Origin of the sequence: Rhodobacter capsulatus, assembly GCF_003254295.1 — a bacterium.
Lineage (GTDB): Bacteria > Pseudomonadota > Alphaproteobacteria > Rhodobacterales > Rhodobacteraceae > Rhodobacter > Rhodobacter capsulatus.
Window position 1 is genome coordinate 56,957 of sequence record NZ_QKZO01000005.1, and the last position, 23,658, is coordinate 80,614.

The window sequence follows — 23,658 nt, forward strand, 5'->3', positions numbered from 1 at the left end:
TGAAAGGAGAGCCCATGACGCGCCTCAGCCCCGAAGACATCCGCAAGGCCCGGGCGCTGGACCGCCGCCTGCATGCCCGCGATCTGGCCGCCCAGCTGGGCCTGGCCGAGGCGGAAATCTGCGCGGCCCAGATCGGCTTTGGCGCCACAAGGATCGCCGCCAGCCCCGATCTGCTGATGCCGCGGCTGACCGCTTTCGGGCCGCTCATGGCGCTGACCCGCAACGATGCCTGCGTGATCGAAAAGGTCGGCGTCTATGACGATTACCGCCCGGGACCGCATGCGGCGCTGGTGGTGAACGAGGAAATCGACCTGCGGCTTTTCCCGGCGCAGTGGGTGCATGCCTTCGCGCTGGAGGAAGAGACCGAAAAGGGGGTGAAACGCTCGTTGCAGATCTTTGATGCGGCGGGGGATGCGGTGCACAAGGTGCATCTGCGCCCGGGCAGCGATGTCGGGCAGTGGCAGCCGCTGCTCGACGATCTGCGGCTTGCCGATCAGGGCGCGGTGCTGGCGCTGGCGCCGCGGCAGCCGCCCGAGGTGGCGAAGGCCAATCCGGCGAAGCTTGACGAGCTGCGCAGCGGCTGGGCGGCGCTCGAAGACACGCATCAGTTCCTGCGGCTGTGCGCGAAGCTGAAGATGAACCGGCTGGGCGCCTATCGGCTTGCCGGGGCGCCTTTCGTGCGCCGCCTTGCCCCGGGCTCGGTCGAGCGGCTGCTCTATCGTGCCGCCGAAATCGAGGTGCCGATCATGATCTTCGTCGGCAACCGCGGCTGCATCGAGATCCACACCGGCCCGGTCGGGCGGGTGGGCGATGCCGGGCCCTGGATCACGCTGTTCGATCACGGCTTCGATCTGCATCTGCGCATGGACGAGATCGCGGAAATCTATGCCGTGGTGAAGAACACCGCCCGCGGCCCGGCGCATTCGGTCGAGTTCTTCGATGCGCGCGGGCTGCTGATCGCGCAGATCTTCGGCGTGCTGCGGGCGGGCGCGCAGGCGGTGGCCGAGTGGAACACGCTGGTGGCCGAGATGCCCGACGCCCCGCTGCGGGAGGCGGCGGAATGAGGGCGCTTGTCTGTGCCGCGGTCCTTGCGCTGGTGCCGGGCTGGCTGGCCGCGCAAGACCGCGTGCTCTCGATCGGCGGCGGCGTGACGGAAGTGGTGGCGGCTCTGGGCGAGGCGGGGCGACTGGTCGGGCGCGACACCACCTCGACCTATCCCGCGACGGTCACCGCCCTGCCCGATGTCGGCTACATGCGGGCGCTTTCGCCCGAGGGCGTGCTTTCGGTCGCGCCCGATCTGATCCTTTTGACCGAAGGCGCGGGCCCGCCCGAGACGCTGGAAACCCTGCGCGAAACCGGGGTGAAGCTTGTCCCCGTGCCCGAGGGTCATACGCCCGAAGCGGTTCTGGACAAGGTCCGCACCGTGGCCGCGGCTTTGGGCGTGGCCGACAAGGGCGAAGCGCTGGCCGCCCGTCTGGAGGCCGAGATGACGGCGGCTCTGGCGCAGGTGGCACAGGACAGCGGGCCGAAGCCGCGGGTGCTCTTTATCCTCTCGAACGCGGGCGGGCGGCTGACCGGGGCGGGCACGGGCACCTCGGCCGCGGCGATGATCGCGCTGGCGGGCGGGCAGAATGTGCTGACCGGCTTTGACGGCTACAAGGCCCTGGGCGACGAGGCGATTGCAACGGCGGCGCCCGAGGTAATCCTGATGATGGCGCGCACGGGCGAGGACGCGGGCGGGCATGGCGCGGCCGATCTGACCAGCCATCCGGCGCTGGCCGCGACGCCCGCCGCAAAGGCGGGCCGGGTGGTGCGGATGGACGGGATGTTGCTTCTGGGCTTCGGCCCCCGCACGCCCGAGGCGATCAGCGCGCTGCATGCCGCGCTTGCTCCGAAGGCGCCGTGACATGGCCGAAACGACGCTTGCCGCGCCGCGGCCGCGCCGGGCCGGGCTGCCGCAACGGCTGCCGGTGCCGCTGGTGACGGCGGCGCTGCTTTTTGCGCTTGCGCTGGCGGCGGCGGCAAGCCTGAGCCTCGGCGCCTCGGGGCTTTTGCCCTGGGAACCGCTGAGCCGCGATCTGTCGCCGGTCGAGCGGGCGATCCTGCTCGACATCCGGCTGCCGCGGCTGTTCATGGGGGCGTTGGTGGGCGCGGGCCTTGCCGTGTCCGGTGCGCTGATGCAGGGGCTGTTCCGCAATCCTCTGGCCGATCCGGGGCTGGTCGGTGTCGGCGCGGGCGCGGGGCTCGGTGCGGTGGCGGCCATCGTTCTGGGCGGGTTCCTGCCCGCGGCATTCCGGGCCGCAACCGGGCCCTATGTCGTGCCTTTGGCCGCTTTCGCGGGCGGCTGGGCGGCGGTGCTGATCCTTGCCCGCATCGCCAGCCTGCGCGGGCAAACCTCGATCGCGACGCTGTTGCTGGCGGGGATCGTGCTGGGCGCGCTCGCAGGCGCGGTGACCGGCATCCTGATCTATCTCGCCGATGACAACCAGCTGCGCGACCTGACCTTCTGGGGGCTCGGATCATTGGCCGGGGCGAACTGGCTGAAGCTGAGCGCCGCCGCGCCGATCCTGCTGGCGGGACTGGCCCTTGCCCCCTTCCTTGCCCGCGGTCTGGATGCGATGGCGCTCGGCGAGGCAGTGGCGCATCACATGGGCGTGCCGGTCGAGCGGGTGAAACGCGGCGCGATCCTGTCGGTCGCGGCGATGACCGGGGCGGCGGTGGCGGTTTCGGGGGGCATCGGCTTTCTGGGCATCGTCGTGCCGCATATCCTGCGGCTTGCCATCGGGCCGTCGCACCGGCTGCTGCTGCCGCTCTCGGCGCTCTTTGGCGCGGCACTCCTGATCGCCGCCGATACCGTCGCGCGGCTGGTCGTGGCCCCTTCCGAATTGCCGATCGGCATCATCATGGCGCTGATCGGCGCCCCGGTGTTCCTCTGGATCCTGCTCGCCCGTCGCGCCGTCGTGGAGATTTGACCGATGCTGAGTGCCACAGACATCACCGCGAAACTGGGCGGCCGCGAGGTTCTGCACCGGCTCGATGTCGCGGCCCGGCCGGGCCAGATCACCGCCATCGTCGGGCCGAACGGATCGGGCAAGACGACGCTTCTGCGTCGCCTGACCGGGGATCTGCCGGGCGGCGGCGTGGTTCTGCTGGAGGGCGAAGCGGTAGCGAAACTGTCGCCCCGCGATCTGGCCCTGCGCCGGGGGGTGCTGCCGCAGGCGAGCACGCTTGGCTTTCCCTTCACCCTGCGCGAGGTGGTGGCGATGGGACATCAGGCCGGGGCCAGTGCCGCGCGCGCGGGCGTGGTCGAGGCCGCGCTGGCCGAGGTCGGGTTGGCGGCAAAGATCGACGGATTCTTTCAGGACATGTCAGGGGGCGAGCAGGCGCGCGGCCATCTGGCAAGGGTGCGCGCGCAGGTCTGGGAGCCGGTCGCAGACGGCCGCCCGGCCTGGCTTTTCGTTGATGAGCCGGTGGCCGCGCTTGATATCGGCCATCAGCTGCAGGTGATGGCGGTCTTGCGCCACTTTGCCGATGCGGGCGGCGGCGTCGTGGCGGTGATGCATGACCTGAACCTGACCGCGATGCATGCCGATGCGATGGTGCTGATGGAGGCGGGCCGGATCGCGGCCTCGGGCCCGCCCGAGGAGGTGATGACGGCGCCGCTGCTGTCACGGGCCTATCGCTGTCAGCTGTGCCTCAACACCGCGCCGCGCAAGGGGGTGTGGCTTCTGCCTCAGGCGGCGTCGCTCGTCTGAGGCAAGCAGTAATATTCCGCCGCGGCGCAGCCCTGCTTCGACTTGCAGCCGCAGCAGGCGGCTTCCTCGACCGCAAGGACAAGCCGTCCCTTGCGGACCAGCCGCCCGGCCATGTCGCGCATCGCCTCGGGCGAGGATCCGAAATGCAGGCTCAGATCGCGCAGGCTCGCCCGGCCGACCCGGGCGACGTAGTCCTGAATGTCTTGCAGCGCCATCCGTGCCTCCTACTGGGCCGCCACGGCGCGGGCGCGCTCGGCCCGGTTCGCCCAGATCCGCAACCCGCCGAACATCGCCGCCGAGACCAGCGCCAGACCGACCAGCCAGCTTGCCGAGGCCCCGGGGTGCAGGCTGAATCGCGCCGCCTGATAGACGCCGGTGCCAAGGATCCAGCCCACCGCCGTCGCCCAGCCCGCCACGAAGACGGTCCAGCCGATGCCGGCCTCGCGCACCATCGCCGCCAGCGCCGCGGTGCAGGGGAAGTAGAGCAGGATGAAGAGCAGATAGGCATAGGCCCCGGCGGCGCCGTCGAAGCGGGAGAGCATCGCCTGACCGGTGGGGGTGGCATTCGCCCCCGCCTGCGCCTCGATCTCGCCAAGGCCGAGCGGGTCGGTCCAGTTCGCCAGCGCATCGCCAAGGTTCGCGGGCACGGTCGCCACGGCCTCGCCCAGCGCGGCAGAGAGGCGGAAGGGCGCCTCTGCCTCGGCGGGGGCTTCTTCCTCGATCCCGGCCGCAGCGGCGGCGGCATCGGCCTTGCCCGCCTCGGCGTAAAGCGCATCGAGCGTGCCGACGACAGCCTCTTTCGCCAGAATGCCGGTGAAGACGCCGACGGCGGCGGGCCAGTTTTCCTCGGTCATGCCCATCGGCGCGAAGATCGGCGTGATCGAGCGGCCGATTTCGCTGAGCACCGAATTGCGGCTGTCGGCATTGCCGAAGCTGCCATCGGTGCCCATCGAGTTCAGAACGTTCAGAACCATCACCATCGGCACGATGATTTTCGTCGCCTGGGTCACGAAATTGCGGGTCTTTTCCCAGGTGCGGATCACCACGCCCTTCAGCGTCGGCACGTGATAGGGCGGCAGTTCCATCACGAAAGGCGTGACGGGGCCCGAGAGCAGCGTCGATTTCATCACCAGGCCCGACAGGATCGCCACCCCGATCCCCGCCATGTAAAGGCTGAACACGATCAGCCCGCCATGGCCCGGGAAGAAGACGGCAGCGAAGAGCGCATAGACCGGCAGACGCGCGCCGCAGGACATGAAGGGCGCCATCAGGATCGTCATCAGCCGGTCGCGGTGACGCTCGATCGTGCGGGTGGCCATGACCGCGGGCACGTTGCAGCCAAAGCCGACGATCAGCGGCACGAAGGCCTTGCCGGGCAGGCCGATCGCCCGCATCGCGCGGTCCATCACAAAGGCCGCCCGGGCCATGTAGCCTGAATCCTCTAGCACCGAGAGGAAGAGGAACAGGAAGACGACGATCGGAATGAAGGTCGCCACCGTCTGCACGCCGCCGCCAAGGCCGGTGGCGACGATCTCGCGCAGCCAGTCGGGGGTGCCGATGGCGCTCATCGCATTGCCCAGCCAGTCGACAAAGATCGCCCCCGCCGCGATGTCGAAGAAATCGATGAAGGCGCCGCCGATGTCGATGGTGAAGAGGAACATCAGATACATCAGCGCAAGGAAGATCGGCACCCCGAAGATGCGGTTCAGCACCACCCGGTCGATCCGGTCGGAGGTGGTTTCCGACACCCGGCGCTGATCGCGGATCGTGGCCGCCATCACCGTGCCGATGAAGCCGTAACGGGCATCGGCGAGAGCGATGTCGATGTCCTCGCCCAGTTTTTCCGTCAGATCCTTGCGGGCCTGCGTCAGCGCCGTGACCAGCGCCGGATCGGGCGTGTCGCCCAAAAGGCTGTCGCTTTCCAGCAGCGAGAGCGCGGCCCAGTCAGGCTCCACCCCGCGCGCGGTGGCCAGCGGCTCGATCCGCGGACGCAGCGCGGCGACCGCCGCCTGCACCGGCGCGGCGTGGAAACTGGCCCGGCGCGGCAGGACGATTTCATGGCCCATCGCCGCCAGACCGGCCTTGAGCGCGGCAACGCCCCGGCCCTCGGCCGCGACGACGCCGTAAACCGGGCAGCCGAGGCTGGCGGACAGCGCCGCAAGATCAAGCTTGAGCCCGCGCGCCTCGGCGATGTCGAGCATGTTGACCGCCAGCACCACCGGAACCTTCATTTCCAGCAGTTGCGCGGTCAGGTAAAGGTTGCGTTCCAGGTTCGAGGCATCGACGATATTGAGCACCACATCGGCTTCCCGCGCGGCGACGAAATCGCGGGCGATCTGTTCGTCCAGCGACAGATCCCCTTCGGAGGCATCAAGCGAATAGGTGCCCGGCAGGTCGATCAGCTCGACCTCGGTCGTGGCTTCGCGGAACCTGCCCGACTTGCGTTCCACGGTGACGCCGGGCCAGTTGCCGACCTGTTGCCGGGCGCCGGTCAGCGCGTTGAACAAGGTGGTCTTGCCGCAGTTCGGGTTGCCGACGGTGCCGACGATCAGTTTCTTCATTGTGCGTCCTCCGACAGCATTTCGACCTGCAACGCATCGGCCTCGGCCTTGCGCAGGGTCAGACGGAAGCCGCGGAGCGCGATTTCCACGGGATCGCCCATCGGCGCCACCCGCTGCACGGTGAATTCGGCCCCGGGCGTCAGGCCCATCGACAGAAGTTTCGCGCGGTAGCCCCCCGCGCCGCCCGCCAGACGCAGCACCCGGCCCCGGGTGCCGACCTTCATGTCCTTGAGGTGCAGGGTCATTTCAGATCCCCCGTGCGGGACTCGATGACCAGGATCTTTTGCGCCACGCCGCGGCCGATGCCGAAGCGGCTGTCGCCGACGGCCAGCACCACATGACAGCCCTCGCGCTGCATCAGCCGGATCACCCGACCCGGGCCGATGCCCATCGCCAGCATCCGCGCCGAAAAATCGGCGCAGCCGGACAGGCTCTGCACGGTCAGCGCCACCCCAAGGGGCGCCATCGCCAAAGGCAACGCCTTCAGATCGGGGTGAAAAGCCATGGTCATCCGACTGCCTCGCTTAATCTGACTGGATAAGTCAAGAACTGCGCCATTCCTGACTGAAATAGTATGGGTCAAAAGCGCGCAGCCGTCAAAGCCCGGCTGCCGAGGGGCTGCGAGAAGCGTGCCAAGCGGCAAGGGGGCAGATCAGCGGGCCGGGTTCACCTCGATGGTGACATGGGCAAGCTCGCGCAGATGCGCCAGCCTTGCGCGATAGGCGGCGGGGGGCTGCGGGGCGTCGGCCGTCAGCGCGACGATGGCGCCGTGTTGCCCCGGCCCAAGCTGCCACAGATGCAGGTCGGTGATCCGGGCCACCGGGTCGAGCGCCGCGCGGATCTCGGCGGGCAGCGTTTCGTCTTGCGGGATGTGATCGACGAGCACGCCGCCCGTCTGTTTCATCAGCCCGAAGGCCCAGCGCCCGATCACCAGCGCCCCCAGCAGACCGATGGCCGGATCCAGCCAGACCCAGCCCCAGATCCGCCCGCCGATCAGCGCCACGATCGCCAGAACCGAGGTCAGCGCATCGGCCAGAACATGCAGATAGGCGGCGCGCAGGTTGCTGTCATGACCGTTATGATGATGATCGTGGCCGTGATGGTGGTCATGATGGGGATGATGACCCTCGTGCAGCAGCGCTGCCGAGCCGAGGTTCACGACGAGCCCGATCACCGCGACGGCAATCGCCTGGGCGAAGTCGATGCCGACCGGATTGGCCAGCCGCCAGAGGCTTTCCGCGGCAATCAGCACCGCCACCACGGCCAGCACCACCGCGCTGGCAAAGCCCGCCAGATCGCCGATCTTGCCGGTGCCGAAGCTGAAGGCCGGGTTGCGGGCCTGCCGTCGCGCATAGGCATAGGCGGCCGCAGTGATCGTCAGCGCCGCCGCATGGGTCGCCATGTGCCAGCCATCGGCCAGCAGCGCCATCGAGCCGAAGACGGTGCCCGCGACGATCTCGGCGAGCATCATCGCCGCGGTGATGCCGATCACCAGCCGGGTGCGGCGGGCATTGCGGTCGTGCGCCGCGCCCAGAAAGACATGCTCGTGCGGCGCCGCCATCCCGGCAAGACGGGACGCGGCGGCGGGATGTTCGGCGTGATCGTGCATGGGAGCCTCTATTTCAGATAGATCCGCAACGCCTTGGACAATTCCTCTGCGCCGCGCTTGCGGGCCTCGGGGTCGTCGACCTCGCGGATGTGATGCGCCAGATGCGATTCGATCAGTTCAGCGGTCAGGCCGCTGACCGCGCCGCGCACCGAGGCGACCAGATGCAGGATGCCGCCGCAGTCGCGATCGGCCTCGACGGCGCGTTCGATCGCCTCGATCTGCCCCTTGAGGCGACGGATGCGCGACAAAAGGGCGGTCTTGTCTTCGGGATGGGTCAGGTGGGACATGCTGGCTTTCGGTATAGCTATAGGGGTATGGGTATCATATCCCGGGCCTTGCGGCAAGGCGCAGACTTGACGTGACCAAGTAAAACAGTCAACTATTCCCCACCCAGCCTTGCGCACGGCAGCCCCCCCTTCCCTTTCGAAAGGTTCGCCGATGTCGCATTCCGGTTGTTCGTCTCGCACCGCCTTTGGCCCCGCGCCCGCGCCGGGATCACAGCCCTGGGCGCTGCTGCAGATCCTGCGGCTGCAGATTCAAAGCCAGATCGCCCCGGAACGGCACAGCTGGCAGCGCGGTCTGGCGCTGGCTTCGTCGGTCTGGGGAGAGATCGAGGGGCCGCAGGTCTTTGCCGCGCTGGCCGGGATGCTGGAGCAGATGGGGCGGTCGCGGCGCTCGATGTTCCGGTTCTCGAACCCGGATTGCAGCGGCTGTGCGGCCATGATGACCGCGCATGAATCGCTTTTCCTTCAGATCGTTACCTTGATCTGGCAGGGTCAGGTCGAGAAGGCGGAACGGGCGGCCTTCCTGCTGTGCGAGGCGAATGATGTCTCGGGCCTTGTGCAGGCGGCGACGCGTCTGGCGCTGGTGCTGCCAAGCGAGGCCACCGCGCGGCCTTGACCTCCCATAGGGGCGGCAATTCGAAAGCGATTTCAGGGGGATTTACATGGTCGGAGCGAGAGGATTCGAACCTCCGACCCCCTGCTCCCGAAGCAGGTGCGCTACCAGGCTGCGCTACGCTCCGACCGTGTGGGGCGGGAGTTACCGAACCCCGAAGGTATTTGCAAGGGGGATTCGTGCGGCTATCTGCGCGTTCCCGCATTCAGCGCCCGTTGCAGGATCGAAGGCCGCGGCGTGGTCACCGTTTCGGTGCGGCCGCGGGTCCGCAGCACCGGGGTGTTTTGCGACACGTCGGCGGTGCTTTCGCGCCAGACGATGTAAAGCCCGGACAGAATCACCACCCCCGCGCCGACCAGCGTCCGGGCATCCACCGGCTCGTGAAACAGCACCCAGCCGAAGAAGACCGCCCAAAGGATCTGCGAATATTGCATCGGCGCAACGATCACCGCCTCGCCCAGCCGATAGGCCAGAATGCTGAGGAAAGCCGCGACAAGGCCGAAGAGCGCAACGATCGCCATCAGACCAAGGTCGGGCAGTTGCAGGGGCACCCAGACGAAGGGCAGCGCCACCCCCATCGCCAGAAAGTTGCCCAGAAGCGGCGAGAGCAGCAGCACGACCGAGCGTTCCTCATGGCCGATCTTGCGCACGATCACCGAGGCGAGCGCGCCGCAGAAGGCGGCGCAGACTGCGGCCAGATGCCCGAGGCCCAGTTCGGCCTGACCGGGGCGCACGACGATGATCACCCCGATCAGCCCGACGATGACCGCGGCCCAGCGATGCCAGCCGACGCGCTCGCCCAGGATCGGAATCGCCATGATCGTCAGGAGCAGCGGCATGGCAAACAAGAGCGGATAGACCTGCGCCAGCGGCAGATGCGCAAAGGCGTAAAAGGCGCTGACCGAGGTGGCGACGGTGGCGACAGCGCGCAGGATCACCCAGAACGGCCGCACCGGGCGCAGGCTGCCCGCGCGCGGATCACGCAGCAAGATGACGGTGAGAAGCGGAAAGGACAGCAGCGCGGCGAAGAAGATGATCTGCACCGCGGAATAGCTGTAGCCCAGCTGCTTCACCACCGCGTCATGCGTCGCATAGATCGCCATCGACAGAAGCCCCAGACCGGCCCCTTTCGCGTTCTGCTTGCCCGAATGCATGGATGTCCTCCGTTACCGCTGACAATCGCGCCGAAGCGGCCCGGATGCAAGCGGCGCCAATGAAAACGGCGCGGGGGATTACCCTCGCGCCGTCCTGTCGTCTGGTCGGAAGATCAGAGGCTGGCGTTCAGCGCCTCGATGATCTTGTCGCCCATTTCGGTGGTCGAAACCGGCTTGCCGCCCTCGGGGCCCATCAGATCGGCGGTGCGGACGCCATCGGCCAGCACTTTCTCGATCGCCTTTTCAAGGCGCGTCGCCTCGTCGCCCTGATCGAAGCTGTAGCGCAGCGCCATCGCGAAGGAGAGGATGCAGGCGATCGGGTTCGCCTTGCCCTGTCCCGCGATATCGGGCGCCGAGCCATGCACGGGCTCATACATCGCCTTCGGACGGCCATTCGCCATCGGCGCGCCAAGGCTGGCCGAGGGCAGCATGCCCAGCGAGCCGGTCAGCATCGCGGCGCAGTCCGAGAGCACGTCGCCAAACAGGTTGTCGGTGACGATCACGTCGAATTGCTTCGGCCGCCGCACCAGCTGCATGGCGCCGTTGTCGGCATACATGTGGCTGAGCTCGACATCCGGATATTCGTTGTCATGCACCCATTGCACTTCCTCGCGCCACAGGATGCCCGATTCCATCACATTGGCCTTCTCCATCGAGCAGACCTTGTTGCCGCGACGACGCGCCAGCTCAAAGGCCGAACGGGCGACGCGGCGGATTTCCTCGGTCGTGTAGACCTGGGTGTTGATGCCCACGCGCGAGCCGTCGGGCTGCGTGGTGATGCCGCGCGGCGTGCCGAAATAGACGCCCGAGGTCAGTTCGCGCACGATCATGATATCCAGACCGGCGACGACATCCTTTTTCAGCGAGGAAAAATCGGCCAGCGCGTCGAAGCACTGCGCGGGGCGCAGGTTGGCGTAAAGGTCCATTTCCTTGCGCAGCCGCAAAAGGCCGCGTTCCGGTTTCACCGAGAAATCGAGCACGTCATATTTCGGCCCGCCGACGGCGCCCAGCAGCACGGCATCGACCTCTTGCGCCCTGGCCATCGTCGCATCGGCCAGCGGCACGCCGTGGACATCATAGGCGGCCCCGCCGACCAGATCCTCGCTAACGTCGAAGGCCAGCCCGCGCTTGTCGCCATACCAGGAAATGATCTTCTTCACTTCGGCCATGACCTCGGGGCCGATGCCGTCACCGGCAAGGATGAGAAGGGAAGGGTTGGCCATCATTTTCTCCAACGGAACAAGGGTTGCAAGCGGCCTAGCCGAGGGCCGGTGCCGGGTCAAGCGCGGGTCTTACGGCAGGGCCAGATCGACCCACACAAGACGGTGTCTGCCCGCCTGCGGATCGCCGATCGTGCCCGCGGCCAGAACCGTCAGCCCGGCGGCGGGCAGGATGTAATCCAGCCGCAGCGGGCCGACGCCGCCGCCGAAATCGGCGGTGGCAAGCGGGTGGGTCGGTGGCGCATCGGGGGCGGTCGGGCGCGGATCCTGCAGCCGCGGATCGGCAAGAAGGCGTTGCATGACATTTCGCTGCCCCTCGCCGCGGTCGGGGTCAAGGTTGGCAAGGCCCAGGATCACGAAGGGGGCAGCGGGGGCCTGCGGCAAGTCGCCGTTCAGATAGTGCCGCCAGAACGCGGTTTCATCGCCGTTGCGACGGCCGTTGCGATCCTCGGGCCCGTCAAAGACCGGGGTCGTCGCGGCATAGGCCCACAGATGCAGGACCCCTGCCCCGGTCTGCACTGGCACATCCCAGAACGCGGTCGAGGCAAGCCGCTGCACCGTCTCGGCGCCCTCTGGCAGGTTCGCCTGCGGGAGTTGCGATCCGGGCAGATCCGCCCACAGAAACCCCGAAAAATCCCGCGCCTGATCCGCCAGGATCGGCCGTTTCGTGAGCAGCGCCAGACCGTGCTGGCCGGTGAATTGCCCGTAGCCCTGCGCATCGCGCGGCTCGGAGAGCCTGCCGTTGCCGTCGATGTCGAAGCCGGTGTCGATCCCGGTATTGGGCTGCGGCGCATGGGCAAAGGGGTAGTCAAGCCCCTGCCCCGCCAGCCGCTTTTGCAAGGCGCCCAGCGCCTCGGACCGATAGTCCCAGTCCAGATCGGTGAGCAGCAGAACATCGGGCTGCGCCGCGACGATCACGGCCACGGCCGCCGCAATCTGCGGATCATCACCCTTTTGCAGCGCCGCCAGCACCAGCCCCGGACCGGGGCGCGACAGGCCTGCGGAAAAGGTCGCCAGCCGCAGCGTTTCGGCCGCGGCGGGAAGGCCGAGGAGCACCGCGATCAGGCCGGATGCAACTCCGCAAGGCCCGAGACGCGGCGTTTTTCCTCGATCATGCTGGCCACCCGGCCCATCGCGATGCCGCGCATGAGCAGGCTGGCGGGAAGGAAAGCCCATGCCGTCACCGTCCAGATCATCGTATGCGGCGCGTCCAGCGTCACCGGGGAAAAGCCCGCCGAAACCGCCTTGATCACCGCCGGGATAAGGAAGGGCAAAAGGAAGCCCAGCGCAATGTTGAACCAGGCGTCGCGGCGCAGACGTTCGACGACATCGCCGCCCGCCGTGGGGTCGAAGGTCGGCAGGTTGACCCAGACGTTGAACCCCTGCCCCGAGGTCGGCCAGCCCGTCGCGCGGATCATCACCACGAAAGACCCCATCGTGATCAGCGAGGTCATGTAGGCGATGCCGCCCGCGGTGCGGAGGATCCCGATCTGCTCGGCCGAGGCGTCTGCGGGCAGCATCAGCACCAGAAGCCGCACCGGCGAATAAGGCAGATCGATCGACCGCGCCATCGCCGAGCCCAGCACATCGACGAAAAGCGTCAGCGTCGAGGGTTCGGTCCGGGCCAGAACCACCATCGACAGCAGGCCCACCGTCACCACCAGCAAGGCATAGCGGATGCGGTTGAAAGGCGGCGCGTCGCGGAATTCGATCAGCCCCGGATAGACCGAGGCATATTCGAAAAAGGTCAGCGCGGCGGCAAAGATCCCCACAAGGGCGACGATCTGGCCGGTGTCGTCGCTGATCGACGGAAGCAGAAGCGACGGCAGGGCGATGGCCGCAAGGACCAGAATTGCCCGCACCAATGCGCCAAGATAACGTGCCACCACGATCCTGCCCTTTGCCCTTGCCAGTTCCGATGCTTTGCCGGAACCGTGCCAGTCGTTGCCGCCAATTGTGGCGAGATGCCTCATTCTTGCCATGGAATTGCCCTGTTTCGCCGGGGGTGGCAACCAATGCTTAACGTCTCGGACCATAATCAGACGTTTTCTGGGAAGAACTAGTGCGCGAATGCATCAATTTTGGTGCAAAAATAAGGCCGCCCAGTGGGCGGCCCTTCATCTTGTGTTTCAAGGTCTTGGCGCCACTAAAGGGCTCAGACCCAAGGGCGGCTTTGCGCCGATTGCGACTCGAAGCTGTCGATCGCCGCAGCCTTTTCCAGCGTCAGCCCGATGTCATCGAGCCCGTTGAGCAGGCAGTGCTTCTTGAAGGCATCGACCTCGAATTTGATCACCTGACCGTCCGAGGTGGTGATCTCCTGCGCTTCCAGATCCACCGTCATCCGGGCATTCTCGCCGCGGTCGGCATCCTTCATCAGCAGCTCCACCTGTTCGGCGGGCAGCACGATCGGCAGCATCCCGTTCTTGAAGGAGTTGTTGAAGAAGATATCCGCGAACGAGGTCGAGACGATCACCTTGATGCCGAAATCCGCGAGCGCCCAGGGCGCATGTTCGCGCGAGGAGCCGCAGCCGAAATTGTCGCCCGCGATCAGGATTTCCGTCTTGCGGTATTGCGGCTTGTTGAGCACGAAATCGGCGATCTCGTTGCCCGCACGGTCATAGCGCATCTCGTCGAAGGCATGCACGCCAAGGCCGGTGCGCTTGATCGTCTTCAGGAACCCTTTCGGGATGATCATGTCGGTGTCGATGTTGACAAGCGGCATGGGGGCGGCGATTCCGGTGAATTTTTCGAACTTCTTCATGGCTTTGCCCCCTCAGATCAGTTCACGGACATCGGTCAGGTGACCGGTCAGCGCCGCGGCGGCGGCCATTTCCGGGCTGACCAGATGGGTGCGGCCCTTGTAACCCTGACGGCCCTCGAAATTGCGGTTCGAGGTCGAGGCGCAGCGCTCATATTCGCCCAGCTGGTCGGGGTTCATCGCAAGGCACATCGAGCAGCCCGCCAGACGCCATTCGAACCCGGCGTCGATGAAGATCTGCGCGATGCCCTCTTCTTCCGCCTGATGCCGGACCAGACCCGAGCCCGGAACCACCATCGCCCGCATGCCGGGCTTGATCTTCTTGCCTTCGACGATCTTCGCCGCGGCGCGCAGGTCTTCGATGCGGCCGTTGGTGCACGACCCGATGAAGACCGTGTCGATGGCGATGTCGGTCAGCTTCTGACCCGGGGTCAGGCCCATGTAATCCAGCGAGCGTTTCACCGCCTCGACCTTGCCGCCGGTGAAATCCTCGGGCGCGGGGACCACGGCCGAAATCGGCAGCACGTCCTCGGGCGAGGTGCCCCAGGTGACGACGGGCTCGATATCCTCGCCGCGGATCGTCACGACCTTGTCGAAATGCGCGCCTTCGTCGGTGAAAAGCGTCTTCCACCAAGCCAGCGCGGCTTCGAACTGCGCGCCTTTCGGCGCATGGGCACGACCGCGGACGTAGTTGAAGGTGGTCTCATCCGGCGCGATCAGACCGGCGCGCGCCCCGCCCTCGATCGCCATGTTGCAGACCGTCATCCGGCCTTCCATGGAAAGCGCGCGGATCGCCTCGCCGCAATATTCGATCACATGGCCGGTGCCGCCCGCGGTGCCGGTCAGGCCGATCACCGCCAGCGTGATATCCTTGGCGGTGACGCCCGGCTTCAATTGGCCGGTGATTTCCACCTTCATGTTCTTCGATTTCTTCTGGATCAGCGTCTGCGTCGCCAGAACGTGCTCGACTTCCGAGGTGCCGATGCCATGCGCCAGCGCGCCAAAGGCGCCATGCGTCGCGGTGTGGCTGTCGCCGCAAACGACGGTCATGCCGGGCAGCGTCCAGCCCTGTTCCGGGCCGACGATATGCACGATGCCCTGACGGATGTCGGTCACCGGATAGTAATGGATGCCGAAGTCGCGGGCGTTCTTGTCAAGCGCCTCGACCTGGATCCGGCTTTCCTCGTTTTCGATATGTTTTTCACGGCCCTCGGTGGTGGGGACGTTGTGATCCGGCACGGCGATGGTCTTTTCCGGGCAGCGGACCTTGCGACCGGCCAGGCGCAGGCCCTCGAAGGCCTGCGGGCTGGTCACTTCATGGACCAGATGGCGGTCGATATAGAGCAGGCAGGTGCCATCGGCGTCTTCACTGACGACATGGGCATCCCAGATCTTGTCATAAAGGGTCTTCGGAGCGGACATGGCTCTCTCTTTGGATAGCTGAGGAAGATCGGTGGCCGAAACGGCCGGACAGACAGGGCGAAGCCCCCGCGGCCAACGTCAAAGTCGGGCGAGGATGGAACGGCTTTCGCCGTAAAAGCGTTCCCGAAGCCGGGCGCGATCGTCCATGTCGAAGATGCGGATCATGGCGGCGATATAGGCCAAGGCGGGTCTTGACGCAAGGAAATTGGCCGCGATGTGACACCCTTTGCCACGGCTTCAGCAATTCTGTCGCCCATCGGTTGAGATTTCGCCCCCGCGATGTTAAGTTTGGCTTCGACCTGGCGCCCGGGGTTAGTGGCGTGTGGAGTTTCGGAGGACAATGTCCTGTCTCATCTCAATGCCGCGCCCGTCGCTTCGGGTGCACCGGTGGCATCCATGACCATGAATGTCACGGATGCCGAAACGAGCGATCAAGTGCTGGCGCTCGTGCTGTCTTCCCTTGATGACGACAAGGCGGAAGACATCGTTTCGATCGACCTGCGCGGTCGGTCCTCGATCGCCGATCACATGGTGATCTGTTCGGGCCGGTCGTCGCGTCAGGTCGGCGCCATTGCCGAAAAGCTGACCGAACGTCTGAAGGAAGCCTTTGGCCGCAGCTGCAAGATCGAGGGCAAGGATCAGGGCGACTGGGTTCTGATCGACGCCACCGATGTGATCGTGCATGTCTTCCGCCCGGAAGTGCGCGAATTCTATCAGCTTGAAAAGATGTGGATGCCGACCGGCGCCAAGGTCTGATCGGCGCATGAAGGTGACCATCTGCGCGGTGGGCAAGCTGCGCAAGGGCCCCGAGCTTGATCTGATCCATGAGTATCTGGACCGCTTCGGCAAGGCCGGGCGGTCCTTTGGTCTTGGGCCGGCCGCGATCCTTGAGGTCGAGGACAAGCGCAATCTGGGCATGGAGGCCGAGGCGGTTCTGCTGGACCGTGCGGTTCCCGCGGGATCGGTGCTGGTGACGCTGGACGAGCGGGGGGATCTGGTCTCCTCGCCCGAATTTGCCACGCGGCTGGGCGGCTGGCGCGATGCGGCGCGGGATGTGACTTTCGTCATCGGCGGCGCCGACGGGATCGCGCCTGCGCTGCGGGCGAAGGCGGACTGGTCGCTGTCCTTTGGCAAGATGGTCTGGCCGCATATGCTGGTGCGGGTGATGCTGGCCGAGCAGCTCTACCGCGCCGGGCAGATTCTGGCGGGCACGCCCTATCACCGCGTCTGACCCCGCCGAACTTGCCGTTTCGGCCGGGGCAGCGTAGGAAGGGGCAAATTCGTCAGGAGGCGCCGATGACCCGTCCGAAACCCGTTGTTCTGTGCATTCTCGATGGCTGGGGCGAGCGCGCCGAGACCGAGGGCAATGCGCCGAAACTGGCGCAGACGCCGAACCTGGACCGGGTTTTCGCCAGCTGCCCGAAAGCGACGCTGATCACGCACGGCAATGATGTCGGCCTGCCCAGCGGGCAGATGGGGAATTCGGAAGTCGGGCATACCAATATCGGCGCCGGGCGCGTCGTGGCGATGGATCTGGGCCAGATCGATCTGGCGATCGAGGATGGCAGCTTTTTCCAGAACGCGCCGATCCTTGACTTCATTGAAAAAGTGAAGACCGCCGGGGGCCGGGCGCATCTGATGGGCGTGGTGTCCGATGGCGGCGTGCATGGCCATATCGAACATGTTCTGGCGGCTTGCAGGATGATTGCCGGGGCAGGGGTTCCGGTCGTGCTGCATGCGATCACCGATGGCCGCGACGTCGCCCCGGATTCCGCGGCGCGCTTTGTCGATGACCTGTGTGCGCGTCTGCCCGCGGGCTGCTCTGTCGCCACCGTCATCGGCCGCTACTGGGCGATGGACCGCGACAACCGCTGGGAACGCGTCGGCACCGCCTTTGACGCGATGGTGAAAGGGCAGGGGTTCAACGCCGCCACCCCCGCCGAGGCCGTCGCGCAAAGCTACGCGAAAGGCGAGATGGACGAGTTCATCAAGCCGACGGTGATCGGCGGCTATACCGGCGCGGCGGACAACGACGGTTTCTTCTGCCTCAACTTCCGCGCCGACCGGGCGCGCGAGATCCTGCGCACTTTGGGCGAGCCCGGCTTTGCGGAATTCGACGTCTCGGCGCGGCCGCAATGGTCGGCGATGCTGGGGATGGTGGAATATTCGGTCACGCATAACGCCTACATGACGGCGGCTTATCCGAAGCGCGACATCGTCAACACCTTGGGCGAATGGGTTTCGAAACAGGGGCTTACCCAGTTCCATCTGGCCGAGACCGAGAAATATCCGCATGTGACCTTCTTCCTGAACGGCGGCAAGGAAGCGCCCTGGGCGGGCGAAGATCGCTTCATGCCGAAATCGCCGAAAGTGGCGACCTATGATCTGCAGCCCGAGATGTCGGCGCCCGAGGTCACCGATCATTTCGTCGCCGCGATCGAGAAGGGTTACGATCTGATCATCGTCAACTATGCCAACCCGGACATGGTCGGCCATACCGGCAGCCTGCCTGCCGCGATCAAGGCCTGCGAAGAGATCGACCGCGATCTGGGCCGGGTGCTGGCGGCGCTCGAACAGGCCGGGGGGGCGATGATCATCACCGCCGATCACGGCAACTGCGAGACGATGATCGACCCGGTGACGGGCGGGCCCCATACGGCGCATACGACGAACCTGGTGCCGGTGGCGCTGGTCGGTGGTCCCGCCGGGGTCAGTCTGCATCCGGGGCGGCTTTCCGACCTTGCGCCGACGCTGCTCGATCTGATGCAGCTGCCCGTGCCGCCGGAAATGACCGGCAAGACGCTGATCGACAGATGATCCGTCAGGCGGTCCTTGCCTTCCTTTTTTCGGCGGGGGCGGCCTTGGCCAGCCCTGCCGGTGACGTTGCGCAAAAGGCCGCCGAGGATCTGCGCGCCTCGATCGAGGCTTTGGACGCGGCGCGGACCAAGGCCGACCGGGTGGCGGCGCTGACGCGGACGATCTCGGCCTATGAAAAGGGTCTTGGCGCGCTGCGCGACGGGCTGCGCCGCGCCGCCGTGCGCGAGGCCGAGATCCGCGCGAAATTCGAGGCGAAACGCGAAGATATCGGCCGGTTGCTCGGCGTGATGAGCACGATGAGCGGCACCGAGGGGCCGCTTTTGTTGCTGCATCCCTCGGGGCCTTTGGGCACGGCGCGTTCGGGGATGATGCTGGGCGCGGTGACGCCCGCGCTGCAGGCCGAGGCGGAAAAGATGCGCGCCGATCTGATCGAGATCGAGGATCTGCGCGCGGTGCAGGGCAATGCGCAGAAGGTGCTGGAAACCGGGCTCGGTTCGGTGCAGGCGGCGCGGACGGCGCTGTCGAAGGCGGTCGCCGATCGGTCGAAGCTGCCGCGGCGCTATCTCGAAGAGCCCGAAGAGCTGCGCGAACTGGTCGAAAGCGTCGATACGCTGGAGGGCTTCGCCTCGGGTCTGGCCGATCTTGAAGGCGATATCGGCGCGCCGATGGAGGATTTCGCGGGCGCCAAGGGCAGCCTGCCGATGCCGGTTCTGGGCACGGTGCTGCGCAAGTTCGACGAGGCCGATGCGGCGGGCATCCGCCGTCCGGGGCTGGTTGTGGCGACGGCGCCCGCGGCGCTGGTGACGACGCCCTGGCCCGCGACGATCCGCTATCGCGGCCCGCTTCTGGACTACGGAAATGTGATGATCCTCGAACCGGCGGAAGGCTATCTTCTTGTTCTGGCGGGGCTTGGCAGTGTCTATGGTGAGACCGGCGACGTGCTGGCCGCGGGGGCTCCGGTCGGGCTGATGGGCGGGCGCGAACCCGGAGCACAGGAATTCGGCGAGGATTTCCTGAAGAACGCGCAGATGGGGAGTGGCGCCACGCGCTCGGAGACGCTTTATATCGAGTTGAGGAAGGGCAAGAAGCCCGTGGACCCCGCGCCATGGTTCACCCCGACGAAAGACCAGAACAAGGGCTGAAAATGAAGAAATTCGTCATTGCCGCACTGGGCGGAACGATCGCCGGGACGCTGCTCTCGGTGCAGGTGGCGCCGCTTCTGGCGGAGGAGGCGTCGAAACCGGCCTCGGTCTATCAGGAGCTGGACCTGTTTGGCGACGTGTTCCGCCGCATCCGCGCCGATTACGTCGAACAGGTCGACGACAAGAAGCTGATCGAGGCGGCGATCAACGGCATGCTGTCCTCGCTCGATCCGCATTCGAGCTACATGCCGGCCGAAGAATATGACGACATGAAGGTGCAGACGCGCGGCTCTTTCGGCGGTCTCGGCATCGAAGTGACGATGGAGAACGGCGCGGTCAAGGTGGTCTCGCCGATGGATGGCACCCCGGCCTCGGCGGCGGGGATCCAGTCGGGCGATTTCATCACCCATGTGAACGGCGAAAGCCTGATGGGGCTGACGCTGGATGATGCGGTGGACAAGATGCGCGGCCCGGTCGGCAGCGAAGTGACGCTGAAGATCGTGCGCGAAGGCAAGACCGAGCCCTTTGACGTGACGCTGACCCGCGACACGATCAAGCTGACCGCGGTCAAGGGGCGGCTGGAAGCGAATACCGCGATCCTGCGCATCACCACCTTCAACGACCAGACCTTCCCGAACCTGCAGGAAAGCCTGAAGAAGCTGGCCGGGGAAGCGGGCGGCATCGACAAGCTGAACGGGGTGATCCTGGATCTGCGCAACAACCCGGGCGGGCTGCTGACGCAGGCGATCGCGGTCTCGGATGCCTTCCTCGACAAGGGCGAGATCGTCTCGACACGCGGCCGCAAGCCCGAGGAAAGCGAACGCTTCAACGCCACGCCGGGCGATCTGGCCGCGGGCAAGCCGATCGTCGTGCTGATCAACGGCGGCTCGGCCTCGGCGTCGGAGATCGTCACCGGGGCGCTGCAGGATCATCACCGCGCCATCGTGGTGGGCACGAAAAGCTTCGGCAAGGGCTCGGTGCAGACGGTCATTCCGGTGCAGAGCGACGGCGCGATGCGGCTGACCACCTCGCGCTATTACACGCCCTCGGGGCGGTCGATCCAGGCCCTGGGGATTGCGCCCGACATCGTCGTGCCGCAACCGCCCGCCACGCCCGAGACCGACAAGGCCGAGGACACTGCGGACACCCGGTCCGAAGCCGATCTGCGCGGCGTGCTGTCGAACGACTCGATGACCGAAGACGAGAAGAAACAGGCCGAGGAAGAACGCGCCAAGGCCGAAGATGCCGCCAAGCTGCGGCTGGAGGATTTCCAGCTGGCCTACGGGATCGACATCATCAAGGGGCTGGCGGTCGCCGGTCAGACGCTGGTGCCGGTCGATGAGCCGAAAGCCGCCGCAAAACCGTAATCCTGGACTGGGGGCCGAAAGGCCCCCTTACCACATGAGGACAAGATGACCCCCGAAGAGCTTGCCGCGCTGCCCTATCGCAAGAACGTCGGCCTTGTGCTGATCAACGCAAAGGGGCTGATCTTTGCCGGTCAGCGCCTCGACAATCCGGGCGATGCCTGGCAGATGCCGCAGGGCGGCATCGACGCGGGCGAACGGCCGAAGGAAGCCGCGCTGCGCGAATTGCAGGAGGAAACCGGGGTCCGGCCGGAGCTGGTCGAGAAGCTTGCCAAGACCGAGGATTGGCTGGTCTATGACCTGCCCGAAGAGCTGATCGGCAACATCTGGGGCGGGAAATATCGCGGCCAGAAGCAGAAATGGTTCCTGTTCCGCTTTCTGGGGCAGGACAGCGATGTGAACATCGCCACCGAGCACCCGGAATTTTCGGTCTGGCGCTGGATGGAACCGGCGGAACTGGTGGAAAAGATCGTGCCCTTCAAGCGCGCCGTCTATGAGCAGGTGTTCGACAGTTTCGCCGAACACCTGAAGAAATAGGCTCTGTTCCGGCAGAAATCGAGGCCTCAGAAGTCGAGACCGAGGTCGAAGGTGCGCGCCGAATGCGTCAGCGCGCCCGAGGAGATGTAATCAACCCCGGTCGCGGCCACTTCGGCGATGCGCTCCAGCCGCATGTTGCCCGAGGCTTCCAGAACGACCCGTCCCTTGGTCAACGCCACCGCGTCGCGCAGGGTGGGCGTGTCCATGTTGTCGAGCAAGATCACGTCGGCGCCACCGATCGACAGCGCCTGATCGAGCTGATCGAGGCTGTCCACCTCCAGCTCGACGCGCATCATGTGGCTGCGGGCGGCTTTCGCGGCCTCGAGCACGGCGCGGATGCCCCCCGCGGCGGCGATGTGATTATCCTTGATCAGGATCGCATCGGAGAGGCCAAAGCGATGGTTCGAGCCGCCCCCATGCGCGACCGCGGTTTTCTCGATCAGGCGCAGGCCGGGGGTGGTCTTGCGGGTGCAAGTGATCCGGGTTTTCGTGCCCCGGGTTTGCGCCACGAAACTGGCGGTCAGGCTGGCGATGCCGGTCATCCGGCCCGCGAAGTTCAGCGCAACGCGCTCGCCCATCAGGATCGAGGCCGCGGCGCCCGAAACCGTCATCAGGCATTGGCCCTTGGTGCAGGGGTGGCCGTCGGCGACATGGGTCGTGATCGCAAGCGCCGGATCGACCAGGCGGAAGGCGAGGGCGGCGACCTGCATGCCGGAAACCACACCGTCTTCGCGGGCGTTGACGCGCGCCTCATACCGCGTGCTGGCAGGCACGACGGCGCGGGTGGTGACATCGCCCATCGGCGACAGATCTTCCATCAGCGCGGCACGGATCACGGGTTCGAGCAGGAAATCGGGCAGTTGGGTCATTCTTCCTCCAGCGCGCGGGCACGGATGGCGAGCGCTTCGGTCAGGGTCAGAAAGCTGCGTTTGGCTTGAACAGGGTCTGTTTTCGGGAAGTCCGACCGGTAATGGCCGCCCCGGCTTTCGGTGCGGATCAGCGCCGCGGCGGCAATCAGCGTGGCGGTGGCGGTCATGTTGCGCAGCGCCTCGCGGTCGGCATTGGCCTCGATTTCCGCAAGCGTGCGCAGCGCGGCTTTCAGCCCCGCAGCGTCGCGCACGACGCCGACGCCATCGGTCATCGCCTGCCGCAGCCGGGCCACGGCGGCCTCGTCCACCGGGGAACCGCCCGCCGGGAAGGAGAGGGCAACGGTATCGGCCCCTGACAGGGGAACGGTGTCGGCAATGCCCTCGGCGCAGATGCGGGCGAAGACGAGCGCTTCCAGAAGCCCGTTCGAGGCCAGCCGATTGGCCCCATGCAACCCGGTCGAAGAGGCCTCGCCGCAGACCCAGAGCCGGTTCAGCGAGGAGTGGCCGCGGTCATCCACCGCGATCCCGCCCATGTGATAATGCGCGGCGGCGGCGACCGGGATCGGTTGCAAAACAGGGTCTATTCCGGCTGAAAGGCAGGCTTCGGCCACGGCGGGAAAGCGCTTCGGCAGATCGGCCCCCAGCACCTGCCGGGTGTCCAGAACCGGGTTTCGCCCCGCCTGCCGTTCCAGATAGACGGCGCGGGCGACGATATCGCGCGGCGCCAGTTCGGCATCGGGATGGATCGGCAACATGAAGCGCTCGCCCCGGTCATTGCGCAGAACGGCGCCTTCACCGCGAAGCGCCTCGGTCGCCAAGGGGGCAGGGTCTTCGCCCGTGGCAATCGCCGTCGGGTGGAATTGCACGAATTCCGCATCGGCAATCAGCGCGCCCGCCCGGGCGGCCATGCCGATGACCTGACCGCGGATGCGTGGCGGATTGGTGGTGACGGCGTAAAGCCCGCCCGAGCCGCCCCCCGCCAGCAACACCGCAGGGGTGCGGATCAGCACGCGGCCGGTGGACGAGGCCGCGGATTCAACCCAAAGCCCGGTGACGGTGCCGGTTTCGACCTCAAGCCGTGTCGCGATCACGCCTTCGATCACCTGCACCGACGGGCAAGCCCGCACGGCGGCAATCAGCGTCTGCATGATCTCGTAGCCCGCCTGATCGCCCTTGACCCGCACGACACGGGGGCGGGAATGGGCGGCCTCGCGCGACATCACGTAATCGCCCCGCGCATCGCGGTCGAAGGGGGCGCCCAAGGCGGTCAGATCGAGGATGCGGTCGCGCGCCTCCTGCGTCACCAACCGGGCGATGGCGGCATCGACCGTGCCTGCGCCCGCGGTTTCGGTGTCTTTCGCGTGATCCTCGGCGCTGTCGGGGGGGGCCATCGCAGCAGCCACACCCCCCTGCGCCCAGGCCGAGGAAGCGCCCTCGCCCAAACTCTCGGGCGAGATCACCAGAACCGGATGCGGTGCCAGTTTCAGCGCCGCATAAAGCGCCCCCAGCCCCGCACCGACGATGACGACGCGCGGGGTCTCGATCACCTGATC

26 protein-coding genes and 1 tRNA gene are annotated in these 23,658 nt (G+C 66.5%); 11 read left to right on the forward strand and 16 right to left on the reverse strand.

Annotated features, from left to right (window positions below):
* Window positions 1–14: 14 nt before the first annotated feature.
* Genes LY44_RS08455 through LY44_RS08470 form a run of 4 tightly spaced genes read left to right on the forward strand, consistent with a single transcriptional unit; the run spans window position 15 to window position 3,755 of the window.
* A complete protein-coding gene (locus LY44_RS08455; protein ID WP_055210437.1) occupies window positions 15–1,064 on the forward strand; it encodes a hemin-degrading factor in 1,050 nt (349 codons plus the stop codon).
* Entirely contained in the window at window positions 1,061–1,906 is an 846-nt protein-coding gene (locus LY44_RS08460; RefSeq protein WP_055210435.1) for a heme/hemin ABC transporter substrate-binding protein, read from the forward strand. The genes LY44_RS08455 and LY44_RS08460 overlap by 4 nt, the downstream gene beginning before the upstream one ends.
* A 1-nt stretch (window position 1,907) precedes the next feature.
* Window positions 1,908–2,972: a FecCD family ABC transporter permease gene (locus LY44_RS08465; RefSeq protein ID WP_055210434.1), complete on the forward strand. Its 1,065-nt coding sequence runs from the start codon at window positions 1,908–1,910 to the stop codon at window positions 2,970–2,972.
* A 3-nt stretch (window positions 2,973–2,975) separates the two neighbouring features.
* The gene (locus LY44_RS08470) at window positions 2,976–3,755 is read left to right on the forward strand and encodes a heme ABC transporter ATP-binding protein (RefSeq protein ID WP_055210431.1); all 780 of its coding nucleotides are present in this window, start codon (window positions 2,976–2,978) and stop codon (window positions 3,753–3,755) included.
* Here the strand turns inward: LY44_RS08470 and LY44_RS08475 are convergent.
* The 6 genes from LY44_RS08475 to LY44_RS08500 all read right to left on the reverse strand — a co-directional run bounded on the left by LY44_RS08475 (window position 3,734) and on the right by LY44_RS08500 (window position 8,212).
* Complete coding sequence (locus LY44_RS08475; protein WP_055210429.1) at window positions 3,734–3,970, reverse strand: FeoC-like transcriptional regulator; 237 nt, start codon at window positions 3,968–3,970, stop codon at window positions 3,734–3,736. The genes LY44_RS08470 and LY44_RS08475 overlap by 22 nt on opposite strands.
* A gap of 9 nt (window positions 3,971–3,979) precedes the next feature.
* Entirely contained in the window at window positions 3,980–6,316 is a 2,337-nt protein-coding gene (gene feoB / locus LY44_RS08480) for a Fe(2+) transporter permease subunit FeoB (protein ID WP_055210427.1), read from the reverse strand.
* Window positions 6,313–6,561, reverse strand: a complete 249-nt coding sequence (locus tag LY44_RS08485) for a FeoA family protein (RefSeq protein ID WP_201778585.1) — start codon at window positions 6,559–6,561, stop codon at window positions 6,313–6,315. The genes feoB and LY44_RS08485 overlap by 4 nt, the downstream gene beginning before the upstream one ends.
* The gene (locus tag LY44_RS08490; RefSeq protein WP_055210424.1) at window positions 6,558–6,827 is read right to left on the reverse strand and encodes a FeoA family protein; all 270 of its coding nucleotides are present in this window, start codon (window positions 6,825–6,827) and stop codon (window positions 6,558–6,560) included. The genes LY44_RS08485 and LY44_RS08490 overlap by 4 nt, the downstream gene beginning before the upstream one ends.
* Window positions 6,828–6,968: 141 nt before the next feature.
* Window positions 6,969–7,925: a CDF family Co(II)/Ni(II) efflux transporter DmeF gene (gene dmeF, locus LY44_RS08495; RefSeq protein ID WP_055210422.1), complete on the reverse strand. Its 957-nt coding sequence runs from the start codon at window positions 7,923–7,925 to the stop codon at window positions 6,969–6,971.
* An 8-nt stretch (window positions 7,926–7,933) separates the two neighbouring features.
* On the reverse strand, window positions 7,934–8,212 hold the full coding sequence (locus LY44_RS08500) for a metal/formaldehyde-sensitive transcriptional repressor (RefSeq protein WP_055210420.1): 279 nt from the start codon (window positions 8,210–8,212) through the stop codon (window positions 7,934–7,936).
* Between the two features lie 151 nt (window positions 8,213–8,363).
* Between LY44_RS08500 and LY44_RS08505 the strand changes: the two genes are divergently transcribed.
* Window positions 8,364–8,825 (forward strand): hypothetical protein, encoded by a 462-nt coding sequence (locus LY44_RS08505; protein WP_055210418.1) that lies wholly within the window; start codon window positions 8,364–8,366, stop codon window positions 8,823–8,825.
* A gap of 47 nt (window positions 8,826–8,872) precedes the next feature.
* On the opposite strand, the gene LY44_RS08510 is transcribed toward LY44_RS08505, so the two are convergent.
* The 8 genes from LY44_RS08510 to LY44_RS18145 form a co-directional block, all read right to left on the reverse strand.
* A tRNA-Pro gene (locus tag LY44_RS08510) sits at window positions 8,873–8,949 on the reverse strand.
* Window positions 8,950–9,007: 58 nt separating this feature from the next.
* Window positions 9,008–9,976: a DMT family transporter gene (locus LY44_RS08515; protein WP_055210416.1), complete on the reverse strand. Its 969-nt coding sequence runs from the start codon at window positions 9,974–9,976 to the stop codon at window positions 9,008–9,010.
* Window positions 9,977–10,089: 113 nt separating this feature from the next.
* Complete coding sequence (gene leuB, locus LY44_RS08520; protein WP_055210573.1) at window positions 10,090–11,199, reverse strand: 3-isopropylmalate dehydrogenase; 1,110 nt, start codon at window positions 11,197–11,199, stop codon at window positions 10,090–10,092.
* Window positions 11,200–11,268: 69 nt separating this feature from the next.
* The gene (locus LY44_RS08525; protein WP_223230713.1) at window positions 11,269–12,252 is read right to left on the reverse strand and encodes an endonuclease/exonuclease/phosphatase family protein; all 984 of its coding nucleotides are present in this window, start codon (window positions 12,250–12,252) and stop codon (window positions 11,269–11,271) included.
* Between the two features lie 5 nt (window positions 12,253–12,257).
* Window positions 12,258–13,085 (reverse strand): hypothetical protein, encoded by an 828-nt coding sequence (locus tag LY44_RS08530; RefSeq protein ID WP_055210569.1) that lies wholly within the window; start codon window positions 13,083–13,085, stop codon window positions 12,258–12,260.
* Between the two features lie 266 nt (window positions 13,086–13,351).
* A complete protein-coding gene (gene leuD, locus LY44_RS08535) occupies window positions 13,352–13,957 on the reverse strand; it encodes a 3-isopropylmalate dehydratase small subunit (protein WP_055210414.1) in 606 nt (201 codons plus the stop codon).
* A 12-nt stretch (window positions 13,958–13,969) separates the two neighbouring features.
* Window positions 13,970–15,376: a 3-isopropylmalate dehydratase large subunit gene (gene leuC, locus LY44_RS08540; RefSeq protein ID WP_055210412.1), complete on the reverse strand. Its 1,407-nt coding sequence runs from the start codon at window positions 15,374–15,376 to the stop codon at window positions 13,970–13,972.
* Between the two features lie 78 nt (window positions 15,377–15,454).
* Window positions 15,455–15,559 (reverse strand): hypothetical protein, encoded by a 105-nt coding sequence (locus tag LY44_RS18145; protein ID WP_013065827.1) that lies wholly within the window; start codon window positions 15,557–15,559, stop codon window positions 15,455–15,457.
* A 96-nt stretch (window positions 15,560–15,655) separates the two neighbouring features.
* Here LY44_RS18145 and rsfS point away from each other — a divergent pair, with 96 nt between their 5' ends.
* The 6 genes from rsfS to LY44_RS08575 all read left to right on the forward strand — a co-directional run bounded on the left by rsfS (window position 15,656) and on the right by LY44_RS08575 (window position 21,236).
* Entirely contained in the window at window positions 15,656–16,132 is a 477-nt protein-coding gene (rsfS, locus tag LY44_RS08550) for a ribosome silencing factor (protein WP_394325853.1), read from the forward strand.
* Between the two features lie 7 nt (window positions 16,133–16,139).
* A complete protein-coding gene (rlmH, locus tag LY44_RS08555; RefSeq protein ID WP_055210410.1) occupies window positions 16,140–16,607 on the forward strand; it encodes a 23S rRNA (pseudouridine(1915)-N(3))-methyltransferase RlmH in 468 nt (155 codons plus the stop codon).
* Between the two features lie 65 nt (window positions 16,608–16,672).
* Window positions 16,673–18,193 carry a 2,3-bisphosphoglycerate-independent phosphoglycerate mutase gene (gene gpmI / locus LY44_RS08560; RefSeq protein ID WP_055210408.1) on the forward strand — a complete coding sequence of 507 codons (1,521 nt, stop codon included), beginning with the start codon at window positions 16,673–16,675 and terminating at the stop codon, window positions 18,191–18,193.
* On the forward strand, window positions 18,190–19,335 hold the full coding sequence (locus LY44_RS08565; protein WP_055210407.1) for a murein hydrolase activator EnvC family protein: 1,146 nt from the start codon (window positions 18,190–18,192) through the stop codon (window positions 19,333–19,335). Before gpmI ends, LY44_RS08565 begins: the two co-directional genes overlap by 4 nt.
* A 2-nt stretch (window positions 19,336–19,337) precedes the next feature.
* Window positions 19,338–20,702 (forward strand): S41 family peptidase, encoded by a 1,365-nt coding sequence (locus tag LY44_RS08570; protein WP_055210405.1) that lies wholly within the window; start codon window positions 19,338–19,340, stop codon window positions 20,700–20,702.
* Window positions 20,703–20,747: 45 nt separating this feature from the next.
* A complete protein-coding gene (locus LY44_RS08575; RefSeq protein ID WP_055210403.1) occupies window positions 20,748–21,236 on the forward strand; it encodes an RNA pyrophosphohydrolase in 489 nt (162 codons plus the stop codon).
* Window positions 21,237–21,262: 26 nt separating this feature from the next.
* Here LY44_RS08575 and nadC read toward each other — a convergent pair whose 3' ends face one another.
* Both nadC and LY44_RS08585 read right to left on the reverse strand, forming a co-directional pair.
* Window positions 21,263–22,105 (reverse strand): carboxylating nicotinate-nucleotide diphosphorylase, encoded by an 843-nt coding sequence (gene nadC, locus LY44_RS08580; protein WP_055210401.1) that lies wholly within the window; start codon window positions 22,103–22,105, stop codon window positions 21,263–21,265.
* Window positions 22,102–23,652 (reverse strand): L-aspartate oxidase, encoded by a 1,551-nt coding sequence (locus tag LY44_RS08585; RefSeq protein ID WP_111396004.1) that lies wholly within the window; start codon window positions 23,650–23,652, stop codon window positions 22,102–22,104. Before LY44_RS08585 ends, nadC begins: the two co-directional genes overlap by 4 nt.
* Between the last annotated feature and the right edge of the window lie 6 nt (window positions 23,653–23,658).

Bases quoted from the DNA above. Each gene is read 5' to 3' on its own strand.
- dmeF (WP_055210422.1), bottom strand. From the start codon at position 7,925: ATGCACGATCACGCCGAACATCCCGCCGCCGCGTCCCGTCTTGCCGGG.
- feoB (WP_055210427.1), bottom strand. From the start codon at position 6,316: ATGAAGAAACTGATCGTCGGCACCGTCGGCAACCCGAACTGCGGCAAG.
- LY44_RS08570 (WP_055210405.1), top strand. From the start codon at position 19,338: ATGAAGAAATTCGTCATTGCCGCACTGGGCGGAACGATCGCCGGGACG.
- LY44_RS08575 (WP_055210403.1), top strand. From the start codon at position 20,748: ATGACCCCCGAAGAGCTTGCCGCGCTGCCCTATCGCAAGAACGTCGGC.
- LY44_RS08485 (WP_201778585.1), bottom strand. From the start codon at position 6,561: ATGACCCTGCACCTCAAGGACATGAAGGTCGGCACCCGGGGCCGGGTG.
- LY44_RS08475 (WP_055210429.1), bottom strand. From the start codon at position 3,970: ATGGCGCTGCAAGACATTCAGGACTACGTCGCCCGGGTCGGCCGGGCG.
- LY44_RS08465 (WP_055210434.1), top strand. From the start codon at position 1,908: ATGGCCGAAACGACGCTTGCCGCGCCGCGGCCGCGCCGGGCCGGGCTG.
- LY44_RS08455 (WP_055210437.1), top strand. From the start codon at position 15: ATGACGCGCCTCAGCCCCGAAGACATCCGCAAGGCCCGGGCGCTGGAC.
- rsfS (WP_394325853.1), top strand. From the start codon at position 15,656: ATGTTAAGTTTGGCTTCGACCTGGCGCCCGGGGTTAGTGGCGTGTGGA.
- LY44_RS08515 (WP_055210416.1), bottom strand. From the start codon at position 9,976: ATGCATTCGGGCAAGCAGAACGCGAAAGGGGCCGGTCTGGGGCTTCTG.
- LY44_RS08460 (WP_055210435.1), top strand. From the start codon at position 1,061: ATGAGGGCGCTTGTCTGTGCCGCGGTCCTTGCGCTGGTGCCGGGCTGG.
- leuD (WP_055210414.1), bottom strand. From the start codon at position 13,957: ATGAAGAAGTTCGAAAAATTCACCGGAATCGCCGCCCCCATGCCGCTT.
- nadC (WP_055210401.1), bottom strand. From the start codon at position 22,105: ATGACCCAACTGCCCGATTTCCTGCTCGAACCCGTGATCCGTGCCGCG.
- leuB (WP_055210573.1), bottom strand. From the start codon at position 11,199: ATGGCCAACCCTTCCCTTCTCATCCTTGCCGGTGACGGCATCGGCCCC.
- LY44_RS08500 (WP_055210420.1), bottom strand. From the start codon at position 8,212: ATGTCCCACCTGACCCATCCCGAAGACAAGACCGCCCTTTTGTCGCGC.
- LY44_RS08565 (WP_055210407.1), top strand. From the start codon at position 18,190: ATGATCCGTCAGGCGGTCCTTGCCTTCCTTTTTTCGGCGGGGGCGGCC.
- leuC (WP_055210412.1), bottom strand. From the start codon at position 15,376: ATGTCCGCTCCGAAGACCCTTTATGACAAGATCTGGGATGCCCATGTC.
- gpmI (WP_055210408.1), top strand. From the start codon at position 16,673: ATGACCCGTCCGAAACCCGTTGTTCTGTGCATTCTCGATGGCTGGGGC.
- rlmH (WP_055210410.1), top strand. From the start codon at position 16,140: ATGAAGGTGACCATCTGCGCGGTGGGCAAGCTGCGCAAGGGCCCCGAG.
- LY44_RS08470 (WP_055210431.1), top strand. From the start codon at position 2,976: ATGCTGAGTGCCACAGACATCACCGCGAAACTGGGCGGCCGCGAGGTT.
- LY44_RS08490 (WP_055210424.1), bottom strand. From the start codon at position 6,827: ATGACCATGGCTTTTCACCCCGATCTGAAGGCGTTGCCTTTGGCGATG.
- LY44_RS08505 (WP_055210418.1), top strand. From the start codon at position 8,364: ATGTCGCATTCCGGTTGTTCGTCTCGCACCGCCTTTGGCCCCGCGCCC.